Here is a 19,173-nt window from a genome sequence, read left to right as displayed (position 1 = left end):
TACGGCAGGGCGGGCACAGCACGGTCGCAGCTGCCCGACATCCCACGCACCAGGTGGGGCTCATCAGATCAGCTGCCTCGGACACGGCACCGCGCAGTGCCGTCCCCGGCGTTGAGAACCACATCCGGTCCAGCAGCCGCAGCGCAGCATCGCCGCATCCTCTCCCCGCCCCAGAAACCATAGTTCCCAGCATGCCGAGCCGATGCGCTGCCAACCAGCGGCGAGTCTCGGCTGTGGAAAACTACGCCCTGAGTCGGGTCGTGAGCCGGGCGCCGCTACCCGGGGTAGGCCAGGTCGCGGATCTCGATATCGTAGTTAGGCTGCCACTGCGAACCCACCAGCGAAGAGTAGGCCGTTGATTCGCTTTCAGTACTGACATGGGGCTGACCTTCACCTGCAGAGACATTCAGCAGGCCCAGCACAGGATAGAGGCTCTGCACCTCGCCGGTGCTGAGCTGAATCCGATAGATATCCCGAGTCAGTTCCTCCACGCCTTGTTCCTGGGCCTCTCCGGGGCTGTAAGGGGACCATGCCAACAGCTCATCGCCGGTGGATCCGCTCCAGCGCACCTCGGTCACGGCACTTTCGGACGGCAGCGGCACAGCCTGCCCCAGCGCTCGCGGTACTCCCTGCTCATCACGGATGACAGCGGCAATGTAGATGGTTGACTCGGTGGCATCATCCACCACGAGAACGGCACGCGTGCCATCCTGAGCGATCCGCAGCGATGTCACCCGCCGATCCTCCAGCAGGTCAGCGCTGATCTGGCGTGCTTCTCCGGCAGCAGGATCATCAAAGGGCACGGTGTTGACCATGGTTTCGCCGTCGTCATGTGAGACCGTCCAGGTCCAGCCAAAATTGTCCATAGAGGGGCGCGTGAGGTCCTCGCCCTCCAGTACCAGCTCCGCTTCATCCTGTCCGGGGCGCACATGGTAGAGCGCATCACCGTCACCGTTGAGGAACGCGAAGGCATCGGCACCGGTCAGTTCGGACATGGCAGGGGACTGCGGCTCGAGTTCAGCAATATCCGGCAGCTGCGCGATCTGCTCAGTCACAGTGCCGCGCTGCAGGGCCAACTGATCATTCAGAACACCTACCTGGATATTGCTGACCTGTGGATGCGCCTGAAGATTCAGCTGCTGATCCTCCGGCAGCTCCTCCGGGTTGGGCAGCTCCAACTCTTCCTGGTTCACGGTCAGCCTGACTTCCTCGACTCCGCCGACCTGTTCCAACGCCATCTCCATCTGACGCTGCATCAGCAGCAGATCAGACTGCGAGGCCCCCGCCAGTGCCGCAGGGTTCAGGTCCACATAAGCGACCTGCTCCTCTTCTGTGACGGTGGGACGCCCCAGTTCTGCACCACGCGGGAACGCGGACACCACAGCCTGATCAAGCCAGGGGGCCGGACCGGCCAGGATGCTGGTAGCAATGTCGCCCAGCAGGCTGGGCCTGGTGACGAACCAGCGCTGGTCCGGCACTGCATAACGCAGCTGCGGATCGAAGAAGTACTGCTCCACCGCGGTATGAGCCCGTTCGAACATCGTCTGGTCCAGGATCTTGCCCAGTCCCTCGGGAAGGGAGCTGATCCGCCATTCACCCTCGACCTGTTCCAGCTCAAAAGTCTCACGGACAAACTCATCGGTGCGGAACATAATGCCGGTGGAGTCCACCCGGGAATCCACATTGAGCTCCATCTGGTACTCCCCCTCCCCGGCCGGCTGGTAATTCGGCGGGGTGGAGTAAATCATGGTCTGCTGTCCCGGAGACCATTCGCTGCGGGCTTCAGCAGTGAGGTACTGCCGCGCTACCGAATAGTCGTCTTGGGGACCAGCGCCGGCCTGGATAAAGCCGTTGATGATCTCCTCAGGGGAGGCACCCGGTGACGGCTCACTGGGCCTGTAGACATAGCTGAAGGCCACCACCTCCTCCGCCTCGACTGCCTGGACCGGACCATCCGTGGGCAGCGTGGGCGCACAGCCGCTGAGGACAAGGCCCAGCAGTGCAAGGCAGGCCAGCAGGCCTGAACGCAGGCGGCGGGTCATGATGAATCCTCCTGCGGGTAGAGGGACTGCTCGTGCACTCGGTCGTGAGTGATCTCTCCGACGATGAAGCCCTGGCTCTCTGCGGTAATCCGCTCGCGGTCCTGCGGCCGGTACACCGGGGGCAGGGACAGCGGTGCGGCCCGGTAAGGCTGTCCCTGGTGACGGGGCAGCACAAGCCGGAAGCAGGAACCCTGACCTTTCTGGCCCCAGGCGTCCAGGCTTCCCTGGTGCAGCCGGGTGTCCTCCGTGGCGATGGATAGGCCAAGCCCGGAGCCGCCGGTGGTACGCGCCCTGGCCGGATCGGCGCGCCAGAACCGGTCGAAGACGTGGGCAACCTCAGCTGGAGTCATCCCGATGCCGTGGTCCCGCACCGCAATGCCTACGGAGGTGGGGCTGGCCGCAATAATCAGGTCCACCGGACGCCCCTCGGCATGCTCAATGGCGTTATTGATCAAGTTGCGCAGAATACGGTCGATCCGTCGGCGGTCCACTTCGGCAATGAAGTCTCCCTCGCCGGCAGCACTCTGTGCCGCAGCCGATTCCGGCTCCCGCTGCACCACAACATTCATCTCCGCTCCGGCCTGTTCCGCCAGCGGGGCTGCGGCAATGAGCACCTCGCGGGCCAGCGAGAGCAGGTCTACATCGCTGATGGAGAGTTCAGCAGCGCCGGCGTCGAATCTGGACATCTCCAGCAGGTCCGCCAGCAGTGCCTGGAAGCGTTCCACCTGGTGGTGCAGCAGCTCAGTGGAGCGCTGGCTGATGGGGTCGAAGTCCTCGCGGGATTCATGCAGCATGCTCGCAGCCATGCTGATGGTGGTCAGCGGGGTGCGCAGCTCATGGGAGACATCGGAAACGAAGCGCTGCTGCATCTTGGAGAGATTCGCCAGCTGGGTGATCTGCTCCTGCAGAGTGGAGGCCATCCTGTTGAAGGACACTCCCAGACGGGCGATCTCATCCTCGCCCACCACTGCCAGCCGCTGTTCCAGCTGCCCCTCGGCGATTCGCTCGGAGACCTCGGCGGCGTAGGAGACCGGGCGCACCACAGTGCGGGTCACCCAGGCGGCGATGAGCATATTGAGCAGCAGCATGGCCGCTGCGGCAATGATGAAGATCCGGAAGACGAAGTGGATGTTCTCCTGCACCGAGGAGAAGTCATAGACGAAGAACAGCCCGTAGGACTGCCCGGCGATGCTGACATGCATGCCGAAGACGATGCCCGGTACAGGCTGCCCGCCGCTTACAGGGATCCCCACCGGCTGCCAGAACTGGCTCTGCCTATCTGCCAGCACCGATTCACGCAGATCAGAGCCGATAATACTCAGCGGCAGCGCTCCAGTGGAGGTATCGGCCATATAGGGCGTGGCGGTGTCCTCCAGCCCGATCAGAATGATGCCGCGGTGCTGCTGTGCGGCCGGGCCGCCCACATTGTCCAGCACCGCAATGGCAGCCTCTTCGGACTGCGGTTCTGAGAAGGAGAGCGATTCGTACTGATTGCGGGCATCCACCAGTGCGGTAGTAGCTTCAATCTGGACCTGCTCAAGCCGCTCCTGATACAGCCCCGTGGTGACCTGCTGGACCAGGAAGTAGGTGATCAGACCGGTCCCCAACACAGTGAAGAGGCCCGTATAGAACACGGCGCGGAACATCAGGGACTGCGCCCAGAGTTTTGGCAGCCGACTCAGGCGCCGCCCCAGGGTCAGCAGCGGACGGCCGGAACCTTCCTCCGCTGCTGCGGTGCTCTGCTGACTGATAGCGGCGCTCCCCTATCCCCCGGCCTTGTAGCCGATGCCGCGAACGGTCTGAATGATCTCTGGGCTCTCCGGGTCCTTCTCCACCTTCGAACGCAGTCGCTGCACATGGACATTGACCAACCGGGTATCAGCCTGGTGACGGTAGCCCCAGACCTCCTCCAGCAGCATCTCGCGATTAAAGACCTGCCAGGGTTTCTTCGCCAAGGTGGAGAGCAGATCAAACTCAAGAGGAGTCAGCGAGATCTTGGAGTCTCCGCGGCGGACCTCATGACCAGCCACGTCAATGGTCAGATCCCCGATAGTCAGCGTTTCAGTCTCCGCCCGGCCAGGCTTATCCGAGGGGCGCAGCCGTGCCCGGACGCGGGCGATCAGCTCAGCAGGTTTAAACGGCTTCGGCACATAGTCATCAGCTCCGGCCTCCAGCCCGCGCACCACGTCAGCGGTATCCGACTTGGCGGTGAGCATGATGACCGGGGTATCGGCCTCATCACGGATCTCGCGGCAGACCTCAATACCGTCCTTGCCCGGCAGCATCAGGTCCAGCAGCACCAGATCAGGATCGGAGGAACGGAAAGCCTCCAACGCACCATCGCCGGTGGCGCAGAATGTCGGCTCAAAGCCGTCATTGCGCAGGACGATGCCAATCATCTCCGACAGCGCCTCGTCGTCGTCGACTACCAGGATCCTGGCTTTCATCCGGCTCCTCCCTGATTCCGCGGCTGGTCTCCCACGCAGCGACTGCCGCGGCGAATGCGTACGAATAAGCGAAGCCTATGCTCTCCGCTGACTCCCCAGGATATATGAGGCGATAGGCTAACGCGTGTGACCGCCGGAACTGCCTATCCCCTCAGAGCACTCTCCCAGGATGAGCTGTTCTCTGCGGCGTTCGCTGTGATCCGTCATGCGCCCCGAGCCGCACTGGGCCTGCCCTTCCTCGCCGGGGTCCTGAACTTCGCCGCCTCGCTGCTGGTGCTGACGTTCTTCGGCACCGACTCCTTCACCCGGCTGCTGACTGACCCTGCCGCCTTCGACGACGCCGAACTGGCCTGGGCAGCCATAGGCGACGGCAGAGTCATGCTGCTGATGACCATCTCCACCCTGCTGGGCAGCCTGCTGATGTCGGTCTCGTTGGGACTGCTGGTGATTCCCACGCTGCGTGCAGCCTACGGGCTGCCCACCACACTGCGGCAAACAGTGCTCTTGCGTGCCCGGCAGCTGGGGTGGCTGCTGCTCCACCTGGTGATTATGGGGCTGCTGTTATCGATCATCGGCTTCATCGCCGTGGTCATCGGCGCGATCCTGGCGGGCCTGACGCTGTTCGTGGGGCTCATCGTGATTGTGCCGGGACTCTACTTGCTGCTGTGCTGGCTGACCGTGGCCTTCATGTACGGTCCGGTGGTGATCGTGAGCGAACGGCTTAACGCATTCGCCGCCATCGGCCGCTCATTTTCGCTGAACCGCGGTATGTGGTGGCGCAATATCGCCGTGATCGCCTTGTTCTATCTCATTGTTGGAATCGCCATCATGCTGGCGTCGATGCCGGCGGCTCTGGCCTCCGGCTTGGGTGGTGAGATCGCCTGGCAGTCCGCAGAGGATTCCGGGGAGTCCCTGGGACTTCTGGTTCTTGCAGCAGGACATCTCTATGACAATGTGCTCAGCGCGTTGATGATGGCACTGGCCGGTGCCCTTGCTGCGGTGATGTACCTGAACTGCCGGATTCGCCAGGAAGCGCTGGATGTCGCGCTGCTGCACGCGGGACAGACCCAGAGCGACGACGACGCCGCTACTGTCCTGCCCGGCTCGCCTGAACATCTTGCACGGTTCTTCGCCCCGCGCAATTTAGACCCCCGCTATTTCGCCTCACCATCTGCGGCCCCTGGGGCAGCTCCTGGAGGCTCACGGTGACCGGGAGCCTCACCTACACCGACGACCAGGGACGCCAGCTTCTGGAACGCGAGCTGTCCGATCCGCGCTACCAACGGGAATACAGCGGTCCGCTGCGCCAGGCACTGGACCGGTTCCTCAGTTGGCTCGGGGAGGCCAGTGTGGAGGTGGGGCCGGTGAATATCCCCTACGGGCCTATCATCGCTGCGGTTCTTATCATTGGCGCCATCATTGTCTGCATCCTGGTAGTCCGGCCCCGGCTGCAGCGCTCGGGCACAGCAGAGCAGACCCTGAATATCGAAGAGAGCGTCACCGCAGAGCAGCTGCGGCTGCGCGCCGAGGACAGACGGCGAGCCGGAGACTATGACGCGGCCTTCCGTGAGCTCTTCCGGGCTATGGTGCGCACCGGCGAGGAAAACGGCTTACGGGATCAGCGCGGCCGCACCGCCACCGAAGCAGCGGCGGACCTCGCCGCCTATTTCCCAGGCGGAGCTGATGCACCTGCAGCGGAGACCGCGGCCATGGACGCCATGGGCGTACCGGCACTGGCCCCGGAGATTTTTCGTGCCGCGGAGAAGTTCAACCTTTCCCGCTACGGCGGGGTCCAGCTGGGCCACCGCGACTACGATCAGCTGCTGCGCCTGGATGCAGCCCTGATTACCGCGTATCGGCTGCGAAACGAGCATCCCGCCCAGGATGGGCAATGGCCTCAGAATCGTTCCGGCTCAGCTGCTCCGGGAGCGCAGGCGGCACCACGATGAGCGCTCCCGCAACCACTGTGGCCAGCACCGGTGCCGCCGCCCGCGCCGCTCTGGGGCGCTGGCAGTTCTGGATCGCGCTGCTGGTCCTGGGGGCCATTGTTGCTGTGGCCATGCAGCTGACCAGCGACCGTGAGTCCCGGCCCTATGGTCTGCAGAACACCGATCTCAATGGCTATGCCGCTTTAGCGCAGGTACTTCAGCATGAGGGTGTCACACTCCACCAGGCTCGCACCGCTGCTGAAGCCCAGCGGTTGATGCAAGAACACCCGGAGGCTGGCGTCGTCGTACTCTCTGACGGCTTCACCCCTCCCGAGGCGTTCAGCGCCGCCCTGCGTCAGCGCGCTGCCCAGGATCAGACCGCGGTGGTCTGGATAGCGGAGAATACCTACCTGCTGGAAGAGATGCTGGCGCTGGAGGGGATATGGTCGGCGCTGCCGATTCCCTCCGCAGCAACAGGCATCGCGGAGACGTTGTCCCCCGGACTGCACTGCCAGTTGGAGTTCGCCCGCAGCGCCGGAAGCCTTCAGGCACAGGGCGAGACGCTGAGCGCCCCGGAAGGATGCTTCCCCATCTGGGAGGGCGAAGCCGGTGGCGAGTACGCTCTGGTCCCCACCGACCATGGGATTGCCTTCGCTGCACCTGAGGCCTTCACCAATCGGCACATCACTGCCGAAGGCAATGCCGCGGTAGGCCTGGGCCTCTTCCGCGCAGCAGCAGCTGGGACCGTGGTCTCGGAGTCAACCGCCCCGCAGGACGGCGATTTCGCCTCCGCACAGAACAGTTCGAGCCAGCTGATCTGGTACACCCCAGGTGCGGCTGAACTTCTTGACGTCCAGCAATGGAGTTCGCCCTGGGATTTCCTGCCCCGGTGGTTCTGGCCGCTGGCTGGCTGGCTATTGCTGGGGACCGTTGTGGGCGCAGTTGCCTACGGACGGCGCTACGGACCGGTGGTCACCGAGCCGCTGCCTGTGGAGGTCCCGGCATCTGAGGCCGCCGAGGGCCGGGCACGGATGTACAGCCACAGCGGTGCCGTCACCGCCGCCGCTGCAGTACTGCGCAATGCTGCGCTGCTGAAGCTTGCCAGACTGCTGCGCCTGGGTCGGCACCCTGCGGCGCAGATTGTGGCCGAATCAGCAGCCAGACATACCGGACGCCCAGAGGTGGAAGTCACTGCCCTGCTGCAGCAGCAGCGTCCGGCCAACCATCGCGAGCTAGTGTCCTATGCTCAGGCTCTGCAGACTCTTGATCGTGAGGTGCGCGTGCAGCTGGGTCTGTGCCGCGCCGATGAACCCAGTGATGCCAGCACAACAATGAAGGAGAACGATGAGCAGCGATGATCTGCGCGGCAAGCTGGCCGCAGTCCGAGAAGAAGTGGCCAAGGCCGTCGTCGGACAGGATGCTGCGGTCAGCAGTGTGATCATCGGGCTGTTGGTGCGCGGCCACGTGCTGCTAGAAGGCGTGCCCGGTGTGGCCAAGACCCTGTTGGTGCGCGCCATTTCCGCCTCCCTGAGCTTGGATACTGCCCGTGTGCAGTTCACCCCGGATCTGATGCCCGGCGATGTCACCGGCTCCCTGGTCTATGACTCCCGCACCGGGGACTTCAGCTTCCGCGAGGGGCCGGTCTTCACGAATCTGCTGCTGGCCGATGAGATCAACCGCACCCCGCCCAAGACCCAAGCCTCACTGCTGGAGGCGATGGAAGAGCGCCAGGTCTCTGTAGACGGTATCGGCCGCCGGCTGCCGGACCCGTTCCTGGTAGCTGCCACCCAGAACCCGGTGGAGTATGAAGGCACCTACCCGCTGCCAGAAGCCCAGCTGGACCGTTTCCTGCTGAAGGTCACCCTGGCGCTGCCGGCTCGGGAGGATGAGGTCGAAGTCATCCGCCGCCACGCTGCCGGCTTCAACCCCTCGGATCTGGCAGCCGCCGGTGTCCGCGCGGTGGCAGGCGCCTCGGACATCATCGCCGCCCGGCAGGCAGTGGGCCAGGTGAGTATTGCTCCCGAGGTCGTCGGCTACATCGTGGACATCGCCCGGGCCACCCGGCAGGCGCCGAGCTTCCAGCTGGGAGTCTCCCCGCGCGGTGCCACCGCACTGATGAACGCCGCAAAGGCCTGGGCCTGGCTCTCCGGCCGTGAATATGTCACCCCCGATGATGTGAAGGCGCTGGCCGTACCTGCGCTGCGCCACCGGGTCTCGCTGACCCCCGAGGCCGCCATGGACGGTGCCGGGGCTGATGATGTCCTGCAGGGCATCCTGGCCTCCACCGCGGTGCCGCGCTGATAGCTGCCCCGGATTTGCCGAGAACCTCATGATCTTCACACCTCGCCTGCTGTGGGTGACGCTGGGACTGGCCTTAGCCGTCGTCGTACTTCCCGGTCTCTTCTGGCTGTGGATGGTGCTGCTGGCGGCACTGATCCTGGCTGACGTGCTGCTTGCCGGCTCCCCCCGGCGGCTGAAGGTTGTCCGTGAACCGGTGGGACCGCTGCGCAGCTCAGAGACCACGACGGCGGGCACCCGGGTGGAAAACTCAGGTGCACGGGCACTGCGCGGCTGGGTCAAGGACGGCTGGCAGCCCACAGCCGGGGCCGAGGATGGCTTGCAGCGGCTGCAGGTATCGGCCGGGGGTGCCACCACCGTGCAGGTTCGGCTGACCCCGAAGCGGCGCGGTAACCTGCGCAGTGAGCACATCACAATCCGTTCAATAGGGCCGATGGGCTTAGCAGGCCGACAGGTGGTGCATCATGTGGCTCATGAGCTGCGGGTGCTGCCGGAGTTCCGTTCCCGCCGGCATCTGCCCTCGAAGCTGCGCCGACTGCGTGAGCTCGACGGCACTACGGCAGTGCAGCTGCGCGGAGCCGGCACGGAGTTCGACTCGCTGCGCGACTATGTGCGCGGTGATGATGTGCGCTCCATCGACTGGCGCGCCACGGCGCGGCGGCAGGACGGTGCCGGCGGACATCTTGTGGTGCGCACTTGGCGGCCCGAGCGGGACCGCCGGGTGATCCTCTGCTTAGACGCTTCTCGCACCTCGGCGGCCCGGGTGGAGGATGAGCCTCGGCTCAATGCCGGAATCGAGGCGGCTCTGCTGCTGGGAGCTTTGGCCTCCTCAGCCGGTGATCGAGTGGACTTCATGGCCTTCCAGCGTCAGCTGGTAGCGCGCGCCTCATCCTCGGAGCGCGGGGACTTCCTCAATCTGATGGCCACGTCGATGGCGCCGGTGGAGCCGGTACTGGTGGAGGCAGATTTCTCGCAGCTGCCGGCTCAGGTCGCCGCGGTCAGTTCACACCGTTCCCTGGTTGTGGTGCTGACCGCGCTGGATTCGGCCTCTCTGCAGGAAGGGCTGCTGCCGGTGCTGCCGACGTTGACCGCCAAGCACCGAGTGGTGGTGGCCTCAGTGCAGGATCCGGAGCTGCAGCGCCGTGGCCAGCAGCGGGGTACGGCAGCCCAGGTGTACCGGGCCGCGGCAGCGGAGCGGACGCTGATCGAACACCGGACTGTTGCCGCGGAGCTTTCGGCCATGGGCGTTGAGGTGGTGGAAGCGGCACCTGAGGAGCTGCCGCCGGCGCTGGCCGATGCCTACATCAGGCTGAAGGCCACCGGGAAGCTCTGAGACGCGGGGAACCCTGCCGGGGAAGCCCTGTGCTGCGTTCGGTCACGCATTCTGCCGCTACTTTCGGCGGTACATCGCTCCGGGGGACCGAAACTACGGTGAAAACGCGTGACCGAACAGGGCTGGGAGCCGCGCGGGTCTAGTGGCGCGTACCTGGCGGGCGGCCGCTGAGACTCGCACCATGTTGAGTGGTCGCTTTGTCTCTTAAAACGCCGGGTTTTGGCCCCGTTTGGCGGACATACTGACCACTGAACTCTGGGAATGCCGCTGCCGCCGTCGTCGTTATGCCTTGGAGTTTCCCCAGCGGGTCTTCATCTCAGGCGCATCTGAACCGCCTGCTGAGATGATCAGTGTGAGTGAGCCGACGTCGGCTCGTATTGTCCCCGCTGGGGTTGAGTCCGTACCGTAGAAAGCAGCTATGAAAGTCCTTGCAGCAATGTCTGGCGGCGTTGATTCCGCCGTCGCCGCCGCGCGCGCCGTGGATGCTGGCCATGAAGTGGTCGGCGTACACCTGGCGCTCTCCCGCATGCCCGGAACGCTGCGGACCGGCTCACGCGGCTGCTGCACCATTGAGGACTCCTCTGATGCGTGGCGGGCCTGCGAGAAGCTGGGCATCCCGTTCTACGTATGGGACTTCTCCGAGCGCTTCAAGGCCGATGTGGTGGATGACTTCATCTCCGAATACGCCGCCGGCCGCACCCCCAACCCCTGTATGCGCTGCAACGAGAAGATCAAGTTCGAGGCGCTGCTGGACAAGGCCATCGCGCTGGGCTTCGACGCGGTGGCTACCGGTCACTACGCCAAGATCATCGAGACCGAGAACGGCCGGGAGCTGCACCGTGCCGCCACCTGGACCAAGGATCAGTCCTATGTGCTGGGCGTGCTCAACGAACAGCAGCTGGCGCACTGCTACTTCCCCCTGGGAGACACTCCCTCGAAGGATCTGGTGCGCGCTGAGGCCGCTGAGCGCGGGCTGTCCGTGGCGCAGAAGCCGGATTCCCACGACATCTGCTTCATCCCCGACGGCGACACCCGCGGCTGGCTGGCGGAGCAGATCGAGCTGAAGAACGGCCCGATCCTTGACGCTGAGGGCAACCAGATCGGCGAACACGGGGGCGCGGAGGCCTACACCGTGGGCCAGCGCCGCGGCCTGAAACTGGGTCGGCCCGCCCCTGATGGCAAGCCGCGCTTCGTACTGGAGATCCGCCCCAAGGACAACACTGTGGTGGCTGGACCCCAAGAGCTGCTGGAGATCGACCGAATCACCGGCATCCGGCTGTCCTGGGCCGGTAAGCCGGTACCCGAGGCCGCCAGCGGCGAGTGGTTCGAGATCCAACTGCAGATCCGCGCCCATGCAGATCCGGTGCCCGCCCGGGCTCGTGTGGAAGCCCCCGATCCAGCCGAGGACTCAGGTCCAGCCGAAGACGCAGCTCATCCAGAGGGCGACGGCGACGCCGCGGCCGCACCCACCCTGGTGGTGGAGCTGCAGGACCCGCTCAAGGGAGTTGCCCCCGGTCAGACCGCTGTTATGTACCAGGACACCCGAGTCCTGGGGCAAGCCACGATCGACACCGCGCGCTCCCGCAACTACCAGCCCGCCTGAGCAACCCCGGGCTGTTCGACCGGGGTTTCGGCGAAGTGGTGATGAACCCCTGATTCCGTTCTGCAACACACTTGTGATTCCTTTCTGAGGCTGTGTTCAGCTGCCCCTCCAAGGCTGGAACATGGCACTGGAACCGACCGCAGAGGACAGTAACGATGCAGTACGGAACGTCTCGTAAGCCAGCCCGCAGACTCTCCGCAGCGGCCGCATTGAGTACCGCGGCGCTACTGGCACTCAGCGCATGCACCCCGGATCAGGAGGGCGAACCCGCTCCGACCGCGACAGAACAGGACCAGGCGACCCCGTCTACTCCGGAGCCCACCGACACCGAGGATGAGGCGACCGATACCCCCGAAACCGACGACGGCGCCACCGGCACCGGCACCGAAGAGCCCCCAGCGGATACGACCGAGACAGCAGCAGATCCCGAGCCCGAGCTGCCCATCGGCGGCACTGACCGCGTAGATGATGCCGATCTGCCGGGAGAATCAGCCGAGACTTACTTCTCCCGCGAGGGCGAGGCGGTCGGCGTCATCGGCACCGCCGGGCCGTTGCCGGTACTTGCGGTGCCCACACTCGAGGGCGAGATGGATGAAATGGTCGGTGAGGTGTTTGCCGGCGATACGGTGCTGCTGGGCGGTCGCGAACGTTACGTGCCGGAATCAGAGCAGAGCTGGATCGAGATCCAGCTGGCTGACGGCTATGGGTGGGTGCAGGCCGGACACCTCTATTACTTCGGCGAGCATGAGGACATCACCGATCAGTACGCCGATCAGGTCTCAGCCTCCGCAGATCCTGAAGAACTGGCACTGCAGGTAGCAGAACTGCACACCGCGGACTGGGGTGAAGAGGGCCAAGCCGAGGACGGCCCGGATGTGGAGATCGTTAATAACCCCGATTTTGTGGACGTGGATTACTACATCGTTGATGCCACCGGAATGATGGATGATTCAGTCGCCGGGGACCGTCTGTTCGTCACTGTGGAAGAGCGCGATGCGGGCTATGAGCTCTCCCAGGTGGAGCGGACGGCGCTGTGCATGCGCGGAGTCAGCGACGATGGTCTCTGCATGTGAGCCGCAGAACTAAATGCTGGCAGCTCAGCCGCTAGGCTTGGACCATGAGCACTGATCCCCGCGCCGGCGAAGCAGCCCAGTACGTAGAACCCGAGGTGCTTGAAGAGCTGCTCTCTATGCGATCCAGCATCGACAATATCGACGCCGCGCTGGTGCATCTGCTGGCAGAGCGGTTCAAGGCCACCCAGCGGGTGGGTGTGCTCAAGGCCAAGCATCAGCTGCCCCCTGCCGATCCGGCCCGTGAGAAGAACCAGATCGCCCGGCTGAAGCGGCTCGCCGAGGACGCCCAGTTGGACCCGGAGTTCGCCGAGAAGTTCCTGAACTTCATCATCGAGGAAGTCATCCGCCACCACCAGGCCATTTCCGAAACCGCGTCTGAAGGCGGCCCGCAGGAACCGCAGCAGCGGTGAGCGGGAGCACCGTCAACCTGATTCGCTCAGCTGCCCCGGCAGTCATGTCCGGCCCGGCGGTGGATCAGGCGTATCAGCTGCTTGAATCCGAGTTCAGCGCACCCCATATGGGGGCGCTCGCTGAGCTGCCGGACAGGGGCCACCACGCATCGCTGCTGGGCCGTGCGAGTGCCCAACTCTCCGAGCTCTATACGGAGCTGACCTCCTACGGCTGGCGCCTGGTGCCGCGGCCAGGGGCAGATCATCAGCGCGCCGCACAGCTGCTGCGCTCTGATGTGGACACCCTGGCTGATGTTCGTGGTGCTCGCGCTGATCAAGGCGACGACGTCGGCCCCTTGCGTCTGGAGATGCTGGGGCCAGTGAGCTTCGCAGCGGGGCTGGCACTGCCCGGCGGTGAGAAGGTGCTGGCCGATCATGGCGCGCGGCGGGATCTGGCCGAGTCACTGGCGGCCGGTGCGGCTGAGCACGTGGCCCATGTGCGCCGAGCCGTGGCGCCGTCGTCGTTATCTGTGGTGATCCTGGAGCCCGATTACGCCCGGGTGCGGACGGCCCAGGTCCCTACCGTCAGCGGATATCAGTCCCTGCGCGCGGTGTCCCGGGACGAGACTAGGTCACTGCTGGGCGCGGTGGTGGATGCCCTGCGCACCGCCGGGGCAGATGAGGTGCTGTTGGACTTCGGGACCGCGGTAACTGCTGAGCAGGCGGAGGATTTCTTCAGTCGTAACCAGGCGCGGGTAGACGGATTCGGGATCGCTGTGCCACTGTTGGGAACTCCAGACTGGGAACGGGTCGCGGAGCTCGCCGAAGGCGGCGCGCTTTTCTCTGCTGGACTGCTGCGCGCCGGTGAAGCGGCCCCGACGGCAGCCGGACCCACCGGCCTGCCGCAGGTCACCGACCTTTCCGCTCGGCTGCTGCAGCCCTGGCAGCGCCTGGGCATGCCGCTGAACGCGTTGGGTGCAGTGACAGTCACCCCATTCGGTGCGCAGGATCGCTCACTGCTGGGACAGGTGGGTCAGGCGCAGGCGATGCGGTTGGCTACCCGCATCCGCGATACCGCAGAAGCGCTGACAGAACACATCAACGAGGGCTAGGCAGAGCGACGCGCTTGTCCGCGCTGCCTGCGCGCGCAGGGGCGGCCCGTGGAGCCCCCGGCGCAGCGTCCCATTCGTTGTTGCGCAAACTGCACCGACAGACCGCAGATCCGCAACAACCGGTGGGATTTCACGAGGCGTTCACGGCAGGTTCCCACCCGTTGTGGCGGCAGGCGGTGCCGCCAAGACCTGAGAAGCCCAGGGCGCTGCAGCAAGGGATTCTCATTGACGCCGCCTGGCTTTGGCCGCAGGCTTAAGCGCGTGACTACTTACCACCGGCCGAGGTTGCCGGACCTGGACTATCCCGACCCGGCCGGCCAGCCGATCCGCTACGGGCACCGTTGGGACGGGCAGCCTCCCGAGGACTCCTACAGCGTGAGCACACATCCAGAGCGTTTCGCACCCCTGCACCAAGTAGCCGATGCGCTGCTGGAGCATCTCACCTCCACCTACGATGTGCACCTCGAGCAGGACTCCTGGTTCACCCGGGAGAAACCTGGCGAAGGCACCAGCACGCACCGGGAACTGCGGCTGACACCGTCCTCTCCAATGAGTGCACCGCTGCGTCTGGCATGGACGGACTTCCCGGGCGTCGTCGTACAGGCTGGGCTGGTGGCTAGGCTGGTCGAGCAGCAGCAGCTCTTTCCGGTCTGCGGGTGCGATGCCTGTGATGATGACCTAGAGCACCTCGTCCAGGAGTTGGAAGAGCTGGTGCTCGCTGTGGCCGAGGGCAGGTTTCACGAGCGGCTGCTGACGAACGGGTGGCAGTGGTCCTTGACTACGGCTGATGGCAGTGGTCGCAGCTCCGAGTCAGCCGAAGGTCTCAGTGCGGATATCCGCAGGGCAGCCACGCAGACTCTGAGCGCGCTGCCCGATGGCAGATGGCAGCCGTGGCCGCTTAAATCTGCGGAAAAGGCGTGACTGTGCTGGTGTCAGGACCCAGCGTTTGTTTCACATGAGGCCCAAAACGCGGGTTTCGTGAAACAAATTCTGGGTCAGTGCGCGTGCACCCGTCCTCAACGCCGGTCAGCTGCCATACCGGCGGCTCGGGCCTGCTGGATCACGCTCGGCAGCGAGCCTGCCAGTGCCTGCACGTCCTCGGCGGTGGTGGTCCAGCCCAGCGAGAAGCGCTGAGCCCCACGAGCCTCGGCCTCACTCAGGCCCATGGCCAACAGTACATGGGATGCCCGGGGCACACCCGCGGTGCATGCTGACCCGGTGGCGGTATCAAAGCCCGCCATGTCCAGCATGAACAGCACCGAATCCCCCTCGGCACCGTCAACGGTGATGTGCAGATTGTTCGGCAGCCGCTTCTCCGGAACCACCCGCGGATCAGGTCCGCGCAGCGTCACCCCCTCAAGGCCCGCCACCGCCTCCAGAAGCTCATCGCGCAAACCGGCAAGCCGGGCGGACTCCGCCTCCAGAGCACCCACGGTCTCCTCCGCCACGGCCGCGAACGCACAGATCCCCGCGGCATCTAAGGTGCCGGATCGGATATCGCGCTCCTGTCCCCCGCCGTGCAGCACCGGGGTCAGCTTCACATCGCGGCGCACCAGCAGTGCCCCGACCCCCACCGGAGCGCCGATCTTATGGCCACTGATCGCCATAGTGGAGGCCCCTGATTCACTGAAACTGACCGGTACGCTGCCGAAGGCCTGCACCGCGTCAGTGTGGAACGGAACCCCGGCCTCAGCACAGAGCCGGGCAATCTCGGGCACCGGCTGGATCGCGCCGGTCTCATTATTGGCCCACATCGCGGTCACCAGCGCGATGGTCTCCGGCTGACGGCTCAGCAGCCGCTTCAAGGACTCCAGATTGAGCACGCCGTCGCCGTCCACCTCAATGATGTCCAGCTGGGCGCCCTCATGGCTCTCCAACCATTCGGCGGTGTCCAGCACCGCGTGATGCTCGATTCCCGGAAGCAGAATCCGGTGGCGCCGGGAATCCTCAGACCTGCGCTGCCACCACAGCCCCTTGAGGGCCAGGTTGTCTGCCTCAGTGCCGCCGGAGGTGAAGATCACCTCGCTGGGGTGGGCCCCAGCAGCAGCTGCAAGCTGGGCGCGCGCCGAATCCACGGCCAGTCGGGCCCGCCGTCCTGCCCCGTGCAGCGAAGAGGGATTGGCCAGCTGCGGCATCTGCTCAGTCAGCACGCGGATGGCCGTGGGCTTCACCGGTGTGGTGGCGGCATGGTCGAAATAGCGGGAGGGCTGCACGGTGTGCGATTCTACGCCGCCTACCGGCATTTTCTCCTGCAGATGAGATCCTTCCGGCGACCAAATGCAGGGACTGCTGGGCGGTAGTCTTATGCACTGATGAGTGAGCCCGATTTCTACGCGGTGCTGCAAGTGGCGCCCCAGGCCGATGCGCAGTCACTGCGCGCTGCCTACCGCCGTCGGGCCCGCCAGACCCACCCGGACCAGGGCGGCTCCGCAGAGGAGTTCCACCAGGTGCAGTTGGCCTGGGAGACACTAGGCACTCCTGAGAAGCGCGCGGCCTATGACCGGTCCCGGGAGATCCCGCAGGAGACCGACGACGACGCCGGGGCCTCCGGCATCTACTCCCGCAGCTTCACCGCCTCCACCTCCGGTGCCGCCTCGGCCCGGGGGCAGAACGGGACGGACTCGCGACGACGCGGCACAAGCCGTTCACCGCAGGCCGATCAGCCCCCGCGCTACGAACCCCCGCTATCGAACCCCGAGCCCCTCTCCCTGACGCTGACGAGTCAGAAAGTCCATGGAGAGTTCGTCGCACGCGGGCTCTTCGGCAGCCGGAGTCAGCGTGTGCAGCAGCGCACTGCGGCTCTGCTGGAGAAGCATGTGCTGGGACAGCTTCCTGCGGCACGGCTGTTTAATGATGTGCTGCTGGATCCGGTGGAGACTGACCGTCGCGGGCGTCGTCGTACTCCACGCGGTGATCAGCGGGCCGAGCATGTGGTGGCCTGCGGTCAGACGCTGGTACTGGTGGCCTCCTTCGAGGTGCCGGCCGATGCGGTCTCCTGGGATGGACGCGCGCTGCGAGCCCGCGGCAGAACCATCCCGCTGCCCAACCTCAGCGCGGCAGTCCGTCGGCTGCGCGGGACCCTGCAGGAAACTGCGCGGGCCGCCGGTGATGCGCCCGCACTGCAGACCCACACTCAGGTGATCCTGCACTCCCCCGACGGAGACCTCTTCCATCCGGTGGTGGAATCCCGTGGCGTGGCCTCCGGAGCCGCCCCGCTGCCGGCCGGCCGAGCACTGTCGCTGATCGCCGAGACCCTTGCCGCCTCCGCGCAGGCGAACCTGGTGGACAGACATCTGATGACCGCCCTGCGTGACCAGCTGGCCACCCCCGACGTCGACTGAGCAGCGCCCCACCCCTGAGCAGCGCCTCTCTGAGCAGCGGCCGTAGAGGTTTGCCAGAATGTCTTAGGTGTCTACTAACCTGCGCGTGATTCTTGACCAGCCGGAGATCCCCGGCAATACCGGCAATCTCATCCGGCTGGCGGCTATCACCGGCTTTGAACTTCACATTGCCGGACCCACCCTCTTCGACTTCTCCGATACCAAGCTGCGTCGCGCGGGATTGGATTATCACGATCTGGCGGTGATGACCGAACACGAGAACCTCGAGGCTGCTTATGCCGCGCTGAACCCGCAGCGGATCTTCGCCTTCACCGGTGAGGGCAACACCCGGCACGTCGATATCAAGTACCGCCCAGGGGATGTGCTGCTCTTCGGCCGGGAGTCCACCGGGTTGGACGATCACGTCAAGCAGGACAGCCGCATCACGGATCTGGTGCGCATCCCTATGCTTCCCGGGCGCCGCTCGCTGAATCTGGCCAACTCCGTCTCTATCGCAGTCTATGAAGCCTGGCGGCAGCAAGGGTTCGACGGCGCAGTCTAATCCCACCCCCCGGTCATCGACCCGTTCAGCTGGGCAAGCCGGGCCACCGGCAGGGTGTTGGTCATGCCCTGACGGCGCGGGGCTGACTACACTCACCATCATGAGCACCGACCCCGAGCGCGAGACTCACGACCCGCGACACCCTGAGGATCCGGCCGCAGCCGAATCTGCCGAGGCCGGTGACGAGTACCGTCAGGATGAACTGCCTCAGCGGGCACAGCCCGGGAGCTCTTCGGAATCCCCGCTCTCGTATGCCAGCGGCAGCACGGAAGAGGAACCGCATGAGTTCGACGACGGCGCTGCAGCCCCGGCCGATCCGGATACAGACTCCGCTGCTGACCGCGAGGCAGAACCTGCGGGCGAACCCGTGGAGCCCACTCTCGCCGAGCTGCTGACCGGCACTGCCCGCGGTGAGACTGCCTCATTCTCGGCGTTCTATGAGTCCACCTCGGATGTCATCTACGGCCTGGCGCTGCTGATGCATGCCGAGCCGGCTGGTGCACAGGCTTCCACCGTGGCGGTGTACCAGCACCTGTGGGACCAGGCTGATGCCCGGGCCCGTGATCTGCGCCTGCAGACCCAGGCCTCGCAGCTGCTGACGGACGAATATGCAGACTTCACCGCGGAACAGCAGGGTGATCAGGAGGCCCCCGCTGAGTACCGGCCGAACGAATACGAGCAGGTCCTGGAGTGGTTGGTGCCGTTGGCGCACCGGATTTTTGTGGAGCGCTTCCGTGAAGGGGCAGCCGAACCGATCCAGCTGACCGCGGTGGCCCAGAGCGACGGGGGCGGCGTCGCCGGTCTGCCCGAGGAGATCCTCGAGGACCTGCTGGCCCTGTCAGACTCTCAGGCACAGGCCCTGGCGCTGACGTATCTGAGCGGCCTCTCGCACCACCAGCTGGCCCAGAGTGTGGGGGCGGCGCTGCCGAGCGTGAAATCCCGACTGCGGGATGCGATGACCAGGCTGCACACCCAGCGCACCGAGCGGGAGTCCGAGCCTGACCCGATCCTGCGCGCTGCAGTGACCCGCAAGGATGTCGAGCGCGGCAGCGGGGTCAACCGGAAC

General features: G+C 65.3%; 17 protein-coding genes. 13 read left to right on the top strand and 4 right to left on the bottom strand.

Going from position 1 to position 19,173, the window contains the following annotated elements; translation table 11 throughout:
- Positions 1 to 275: 275 nt before the first annotated feature.
- The 3 genes from TX78_RS04720 to mtrA form a co-directional block, all read right to left on the bottom strand.
- Positions 276 to 2,042 carry an LpqB family beta-propeller domain-containing protein gene (locus TX78_RS04720; RefSeq protein WP_044494100.1) on the bottom strand — a complete coding sequence of 589 codons (1,767 nt, stop codon included), beginning with the start codon at positions 2,040 to 2,042 and terminating at the stop codon, positions 276 to 278.
- Positions 2,039 to 3,688, bottom strand: a complete 1,650-nt coding sequence (gene mtrB / locus TX78_RS04715; RefSeq protein ID WP_233722162.1) for an MtrAB system histidine kinase MtrB — start codon at positions 3,686 to 3,688, stop codon at positions 2,039 to 2,041. Before mtrB ends, TX78_RS04720 begins: the two co-directional genes overlap by 4 nt.
- Before the next feature lie 117 nt (positions 3,689 to 3,805).
- On the bottom strand, positions 3,806 to 4,489 hold the full coding sequence (mtrA, locus tag TX78_RS04710) for an MtrAB system response regulator MtrA (protein ID WP_044494098.1): 684 nt from the start codon (positions 4,487 to 4,489) through the stop codon (positions 3,806 to 3,808).
- Between the two features lie 126 nt (positions 4,490 to 4,615).
- Here mtrA and TX78_RS04705 point away from each other — a divergent pair, with 126 nt between their 5' ends.
- The 10 genes from TX78_RS04705 (at position 4,616) to TX78_RS12535 (ending at position 15,146) form a co-directional block, all read left to right on the top strand.
- On the top strand, positions 4,616 to 5,698 hold the full coding sequence (locus TX78_RS04705; protein ID WP_044494097.1) for a V-type ATP synthase subunit I domain-containing protein: 1,083 nt from the start codon (positions 4,616 to 4,618) through the stop codon (positions 5,696 to 5,698).
- Complete coding sequence (locus TX78_RS12540) at positions 5,695 to 6,438, top strand: DUF4129 domain-containing protein (protein WP_049897461.1); 744 nt, start codon at positions 5,695 to 5,697, stop codon at positions 6,436 to 6,438. The genes TX78_RS04705 and TX78_RS12540 overlap by 4 nt, the downstream gene beginning before the upstream one ends.
- Positions 6,435 to 7,775 carry a DUF4350 domain-containing protein gene (locus TX78_RS04695; protein WP_044494096.1) on the top strand — a complete coding sequence of 447 codons (1,341 nt, stop codon included), beginning with the start codon at positions 6,435 to 6,437 and terminating at the stop codon, positions 7,773 to 7,775. The genes TX78_RS12540 and TX78_RS04695 overlap by 4 nt, the downstream gene beginning before the upstream one ends.
- Complete coding sequence (locus TX78_RS04690) at positions 7,762 to 8,718, top strand: AAA family ATPase (protein ID WP_044494095.1); 957 nt, start codon at positions 7,762 to 7,764, stop codon at positions 8,716 to 8,718. The genes TX78_RS04695 and TX78_RS04690 overlap by 14 nt, the downstream gene beginning before the upstream one ends.
- Positions 8,719 to 8,746: 28 nt before the next feature.
- Positions 8,747 to 10,048 carry a DUF58 domain-containing protein gene (locus TX78_RS04685; RefSeq protein WP_044494094.1) on the top strand — a complete coding sequence of 434 codons (1,302 nt, stop codon included), beginning with the start codon at positions 8,747 to 8,749 and terminating at the stop codon, positions 10,046 to 10,048.
- Between the two features lie 418 nt (positions 10,049 to 10,466).
- Positions 10,467 to 11,651 carry a tRNA 2-thiouridine(34) synthase MnmA gene (gene mnmA, locus TX78_RS04680; protein ID WP_044494092.1) on the top strand — a complete coding sequence of 395 codons (1,185 nt, stop codon included), beginning with the start codon at positions 10,467 to 10,469 and terminating at the stop codon, positions 11,649 to 11,651.
- A gap of 155 nt (positions 11,652 to 11,806) precedes the next feature.
- Positions 11,807 to 12,724 (top strand): hypothetical protein, encoded by a 918-nt coding sequence (locus TX78_RS04675; RefSeq protein WP_044494090.1) that lies wholly within the window; start codon positions 11,807 to 11,809, stop codon positions 12,722 to 12,724.
- A gap of 44 nt (positions 12,725 to 12,768) precedes the next feature.
- Positions 12,769 to 13,134 (top strand): chorismate mutase, encoded by a 366-nt coding sequence (locus TX78_RS04670; protein WP_044494088.1) that lies wholly within the window; start codon positions 12,769 to 12,771, stop codon positions 13,132 to 13,134.
- Positions 13,131 to 14,225, top strand: a complete 1,095-nt coding sequence (locus TX78_RS04665) for a uroporphyrinogen decarboxylase/cobalamine-independent methonine synthase family protein (protein ID WP_049897459.1) — start codon at positions 13,131 to 13,133, stop codon at positions 14,223 to 14,225. The genes TX78_RS04670 and TX78_RS04665 overlap by 4 nt, the downstream gene beginning before the upstream one ends.
- A gap of 261 nt (positions 14,226 to 14,486) precedes the next feature.
- On the top strand, positions 14,487 to 15,146 hold the full coding sequence (locus TX78_RS12535) for a DUF6226 family protein (protein WP_147640417.1): 660 nt from the start codon (positions 14,487 to 14,489) through the stop codon (positions 15,144 to 15,146).
- Between the two features lie 95 nt (positions 15,147 to 15,241).
- Here TX78_RS12535 and TX78_RS04655 read toward each other — a convergent pair whose 3' ends face one another.
- Positions 15,242 to 16,438 (bottom strand): cysteine desulfurase family protein, encoded by a 1,197-nt coding sequence (locus TX78_RS04655; RefSeq protein WP_233722161.1) that lies wholly within the window; start codon positions 16,436 to 16,438, stop codon positions 15,242 to 15,244.
- Positions 16,439 to 16,537: 99 nt separating this feature from the next.
- On the opposite strand from TX78_RS04655, the gene TX78_RS12530 reads away from it, so the two are divergent.
- The 3 genes from TX78_RS12530 to TX78_RS13675 form a co-directional block, all read left to right on the top strand.
- Positions 16,538 to 17,566: a J domain-containing protein gene (locus TX78_RS12530; protein ID WP_049897456.1), complete on the top strand. Its 1,029-nt coding sequence runs from the start codon at positions 16,538 to 16,540 to the stop codon at positions 17,564 to 17,566.
- A gap of 67 nt (positions 17,567 to 17,633) precedes the next feature.
- On the top strand, positions 17,634 to 18,107 hold the full coding sequence (locus TX78_RS04640) for a tRNA (cytidine(34)-2'-O)-methyltransferase (RefSeq protein ID WP_233722160.1): 474 nt from the start codon (positions 17,634 to 17,636) through the stop codon (positions 18,105 to 18,107).
- Between the two features lie 100 nt (positions 18,108 to 18,207).
- Positions 18,208 to 19,173 (top strand): sigma-70 family RNA polymerase sigma factor (locus TX78_RS13675; RefSeq protein ID WP_158644297.1); only part of this gene is annotated, 966 nt, incomplete at its 3' end.

Origin of the sequence: Nesterenkonia massiliensis (genome assembly GCF_000455245.1) — a bacterium.
Lineage (GTDB): Bacteria > Actinomycetota > Actinomycetes > Actinomycetales > Micrococcaceae > Nesterenkonia > Nesterenkonia rhizosphaerae.
Note: the sequence above shows the minus strand (reverse complement) of the source record. Positions and strands in the feature narration are given on the sequence as shown.

Bases quoted from the DNA above. Each gene is read 5' to 3' on its own strand.
- TX78_RS04670 (WP_044494088.1), top strand. From the start codon at position 12,769: ATGAGCACTGATCCCCGCGCCGGCGAAGCAGCCCAGTACGTAGAACCC.
- TX78_RS04685 (WP_044494094.1), top strand. From the start codon at position 8,747: ATGATCTTCACACCTCGCCTGCTGTGGGTGACGCTGGGACTGGCCTTA.
- mtrA (WP_044494098.1), bottom strand. From the start codon at position 4,489: ATGAAAGCCAGGATCCTGGTAGTCGACGACGACGAGGCGCTGTCGGAG.
- TX78_RS04695 (WP_044494096.1), top strand. From the start codon at position 6,435: ATGAGCGCTCCCGCAACCACTGTGGCCAGCACCGGTGCCGCCGCCCGC.
- TX78_RS04675 (WP_044494090.1), top strand. From the start codon at position 11,807: ATGCAGTACGGAACGTCTCGTAAGCCAGCCCGCAGACTCTCCGCAGCG.
- TX78_RS04720 (WP_044494100.1), bottom strand. From the start codon at position 2,042: ATGACCCGCCGCCTGCGTTCAGGCCTGCTGGCCTGCCTTGCACTGCTG.
- TX78_RS04690 (WP_044494095.1), top strand. From the start codon at position 7,762: ATGAGCAGCGATGATCTGCGCGGCAAGCTGGCCGCAGTCCGAGAAGAA.
- mnmA (WP_044494092.1), top strand. From the start codon at position 10,467: ATGAAAGTCCTTGCAGCAATGTCTGGCGGCGTTGATTCCGCCGTCGCC.
- TX78_RS12530 (WP_049897456.1), top strand. From the start codon at position 16,538: ATGAGTGAGCCCGATTTCTACGCGGTGCTGCAAGTGGCGCCCCAGGCC.
- mtrB (WP_233722162.1), bottom strand. From the start codon at position 3,688: ATGTTCCGCGCCGTGTTCTATACGGGCCTCTTCACTGTGTTGGGGACC.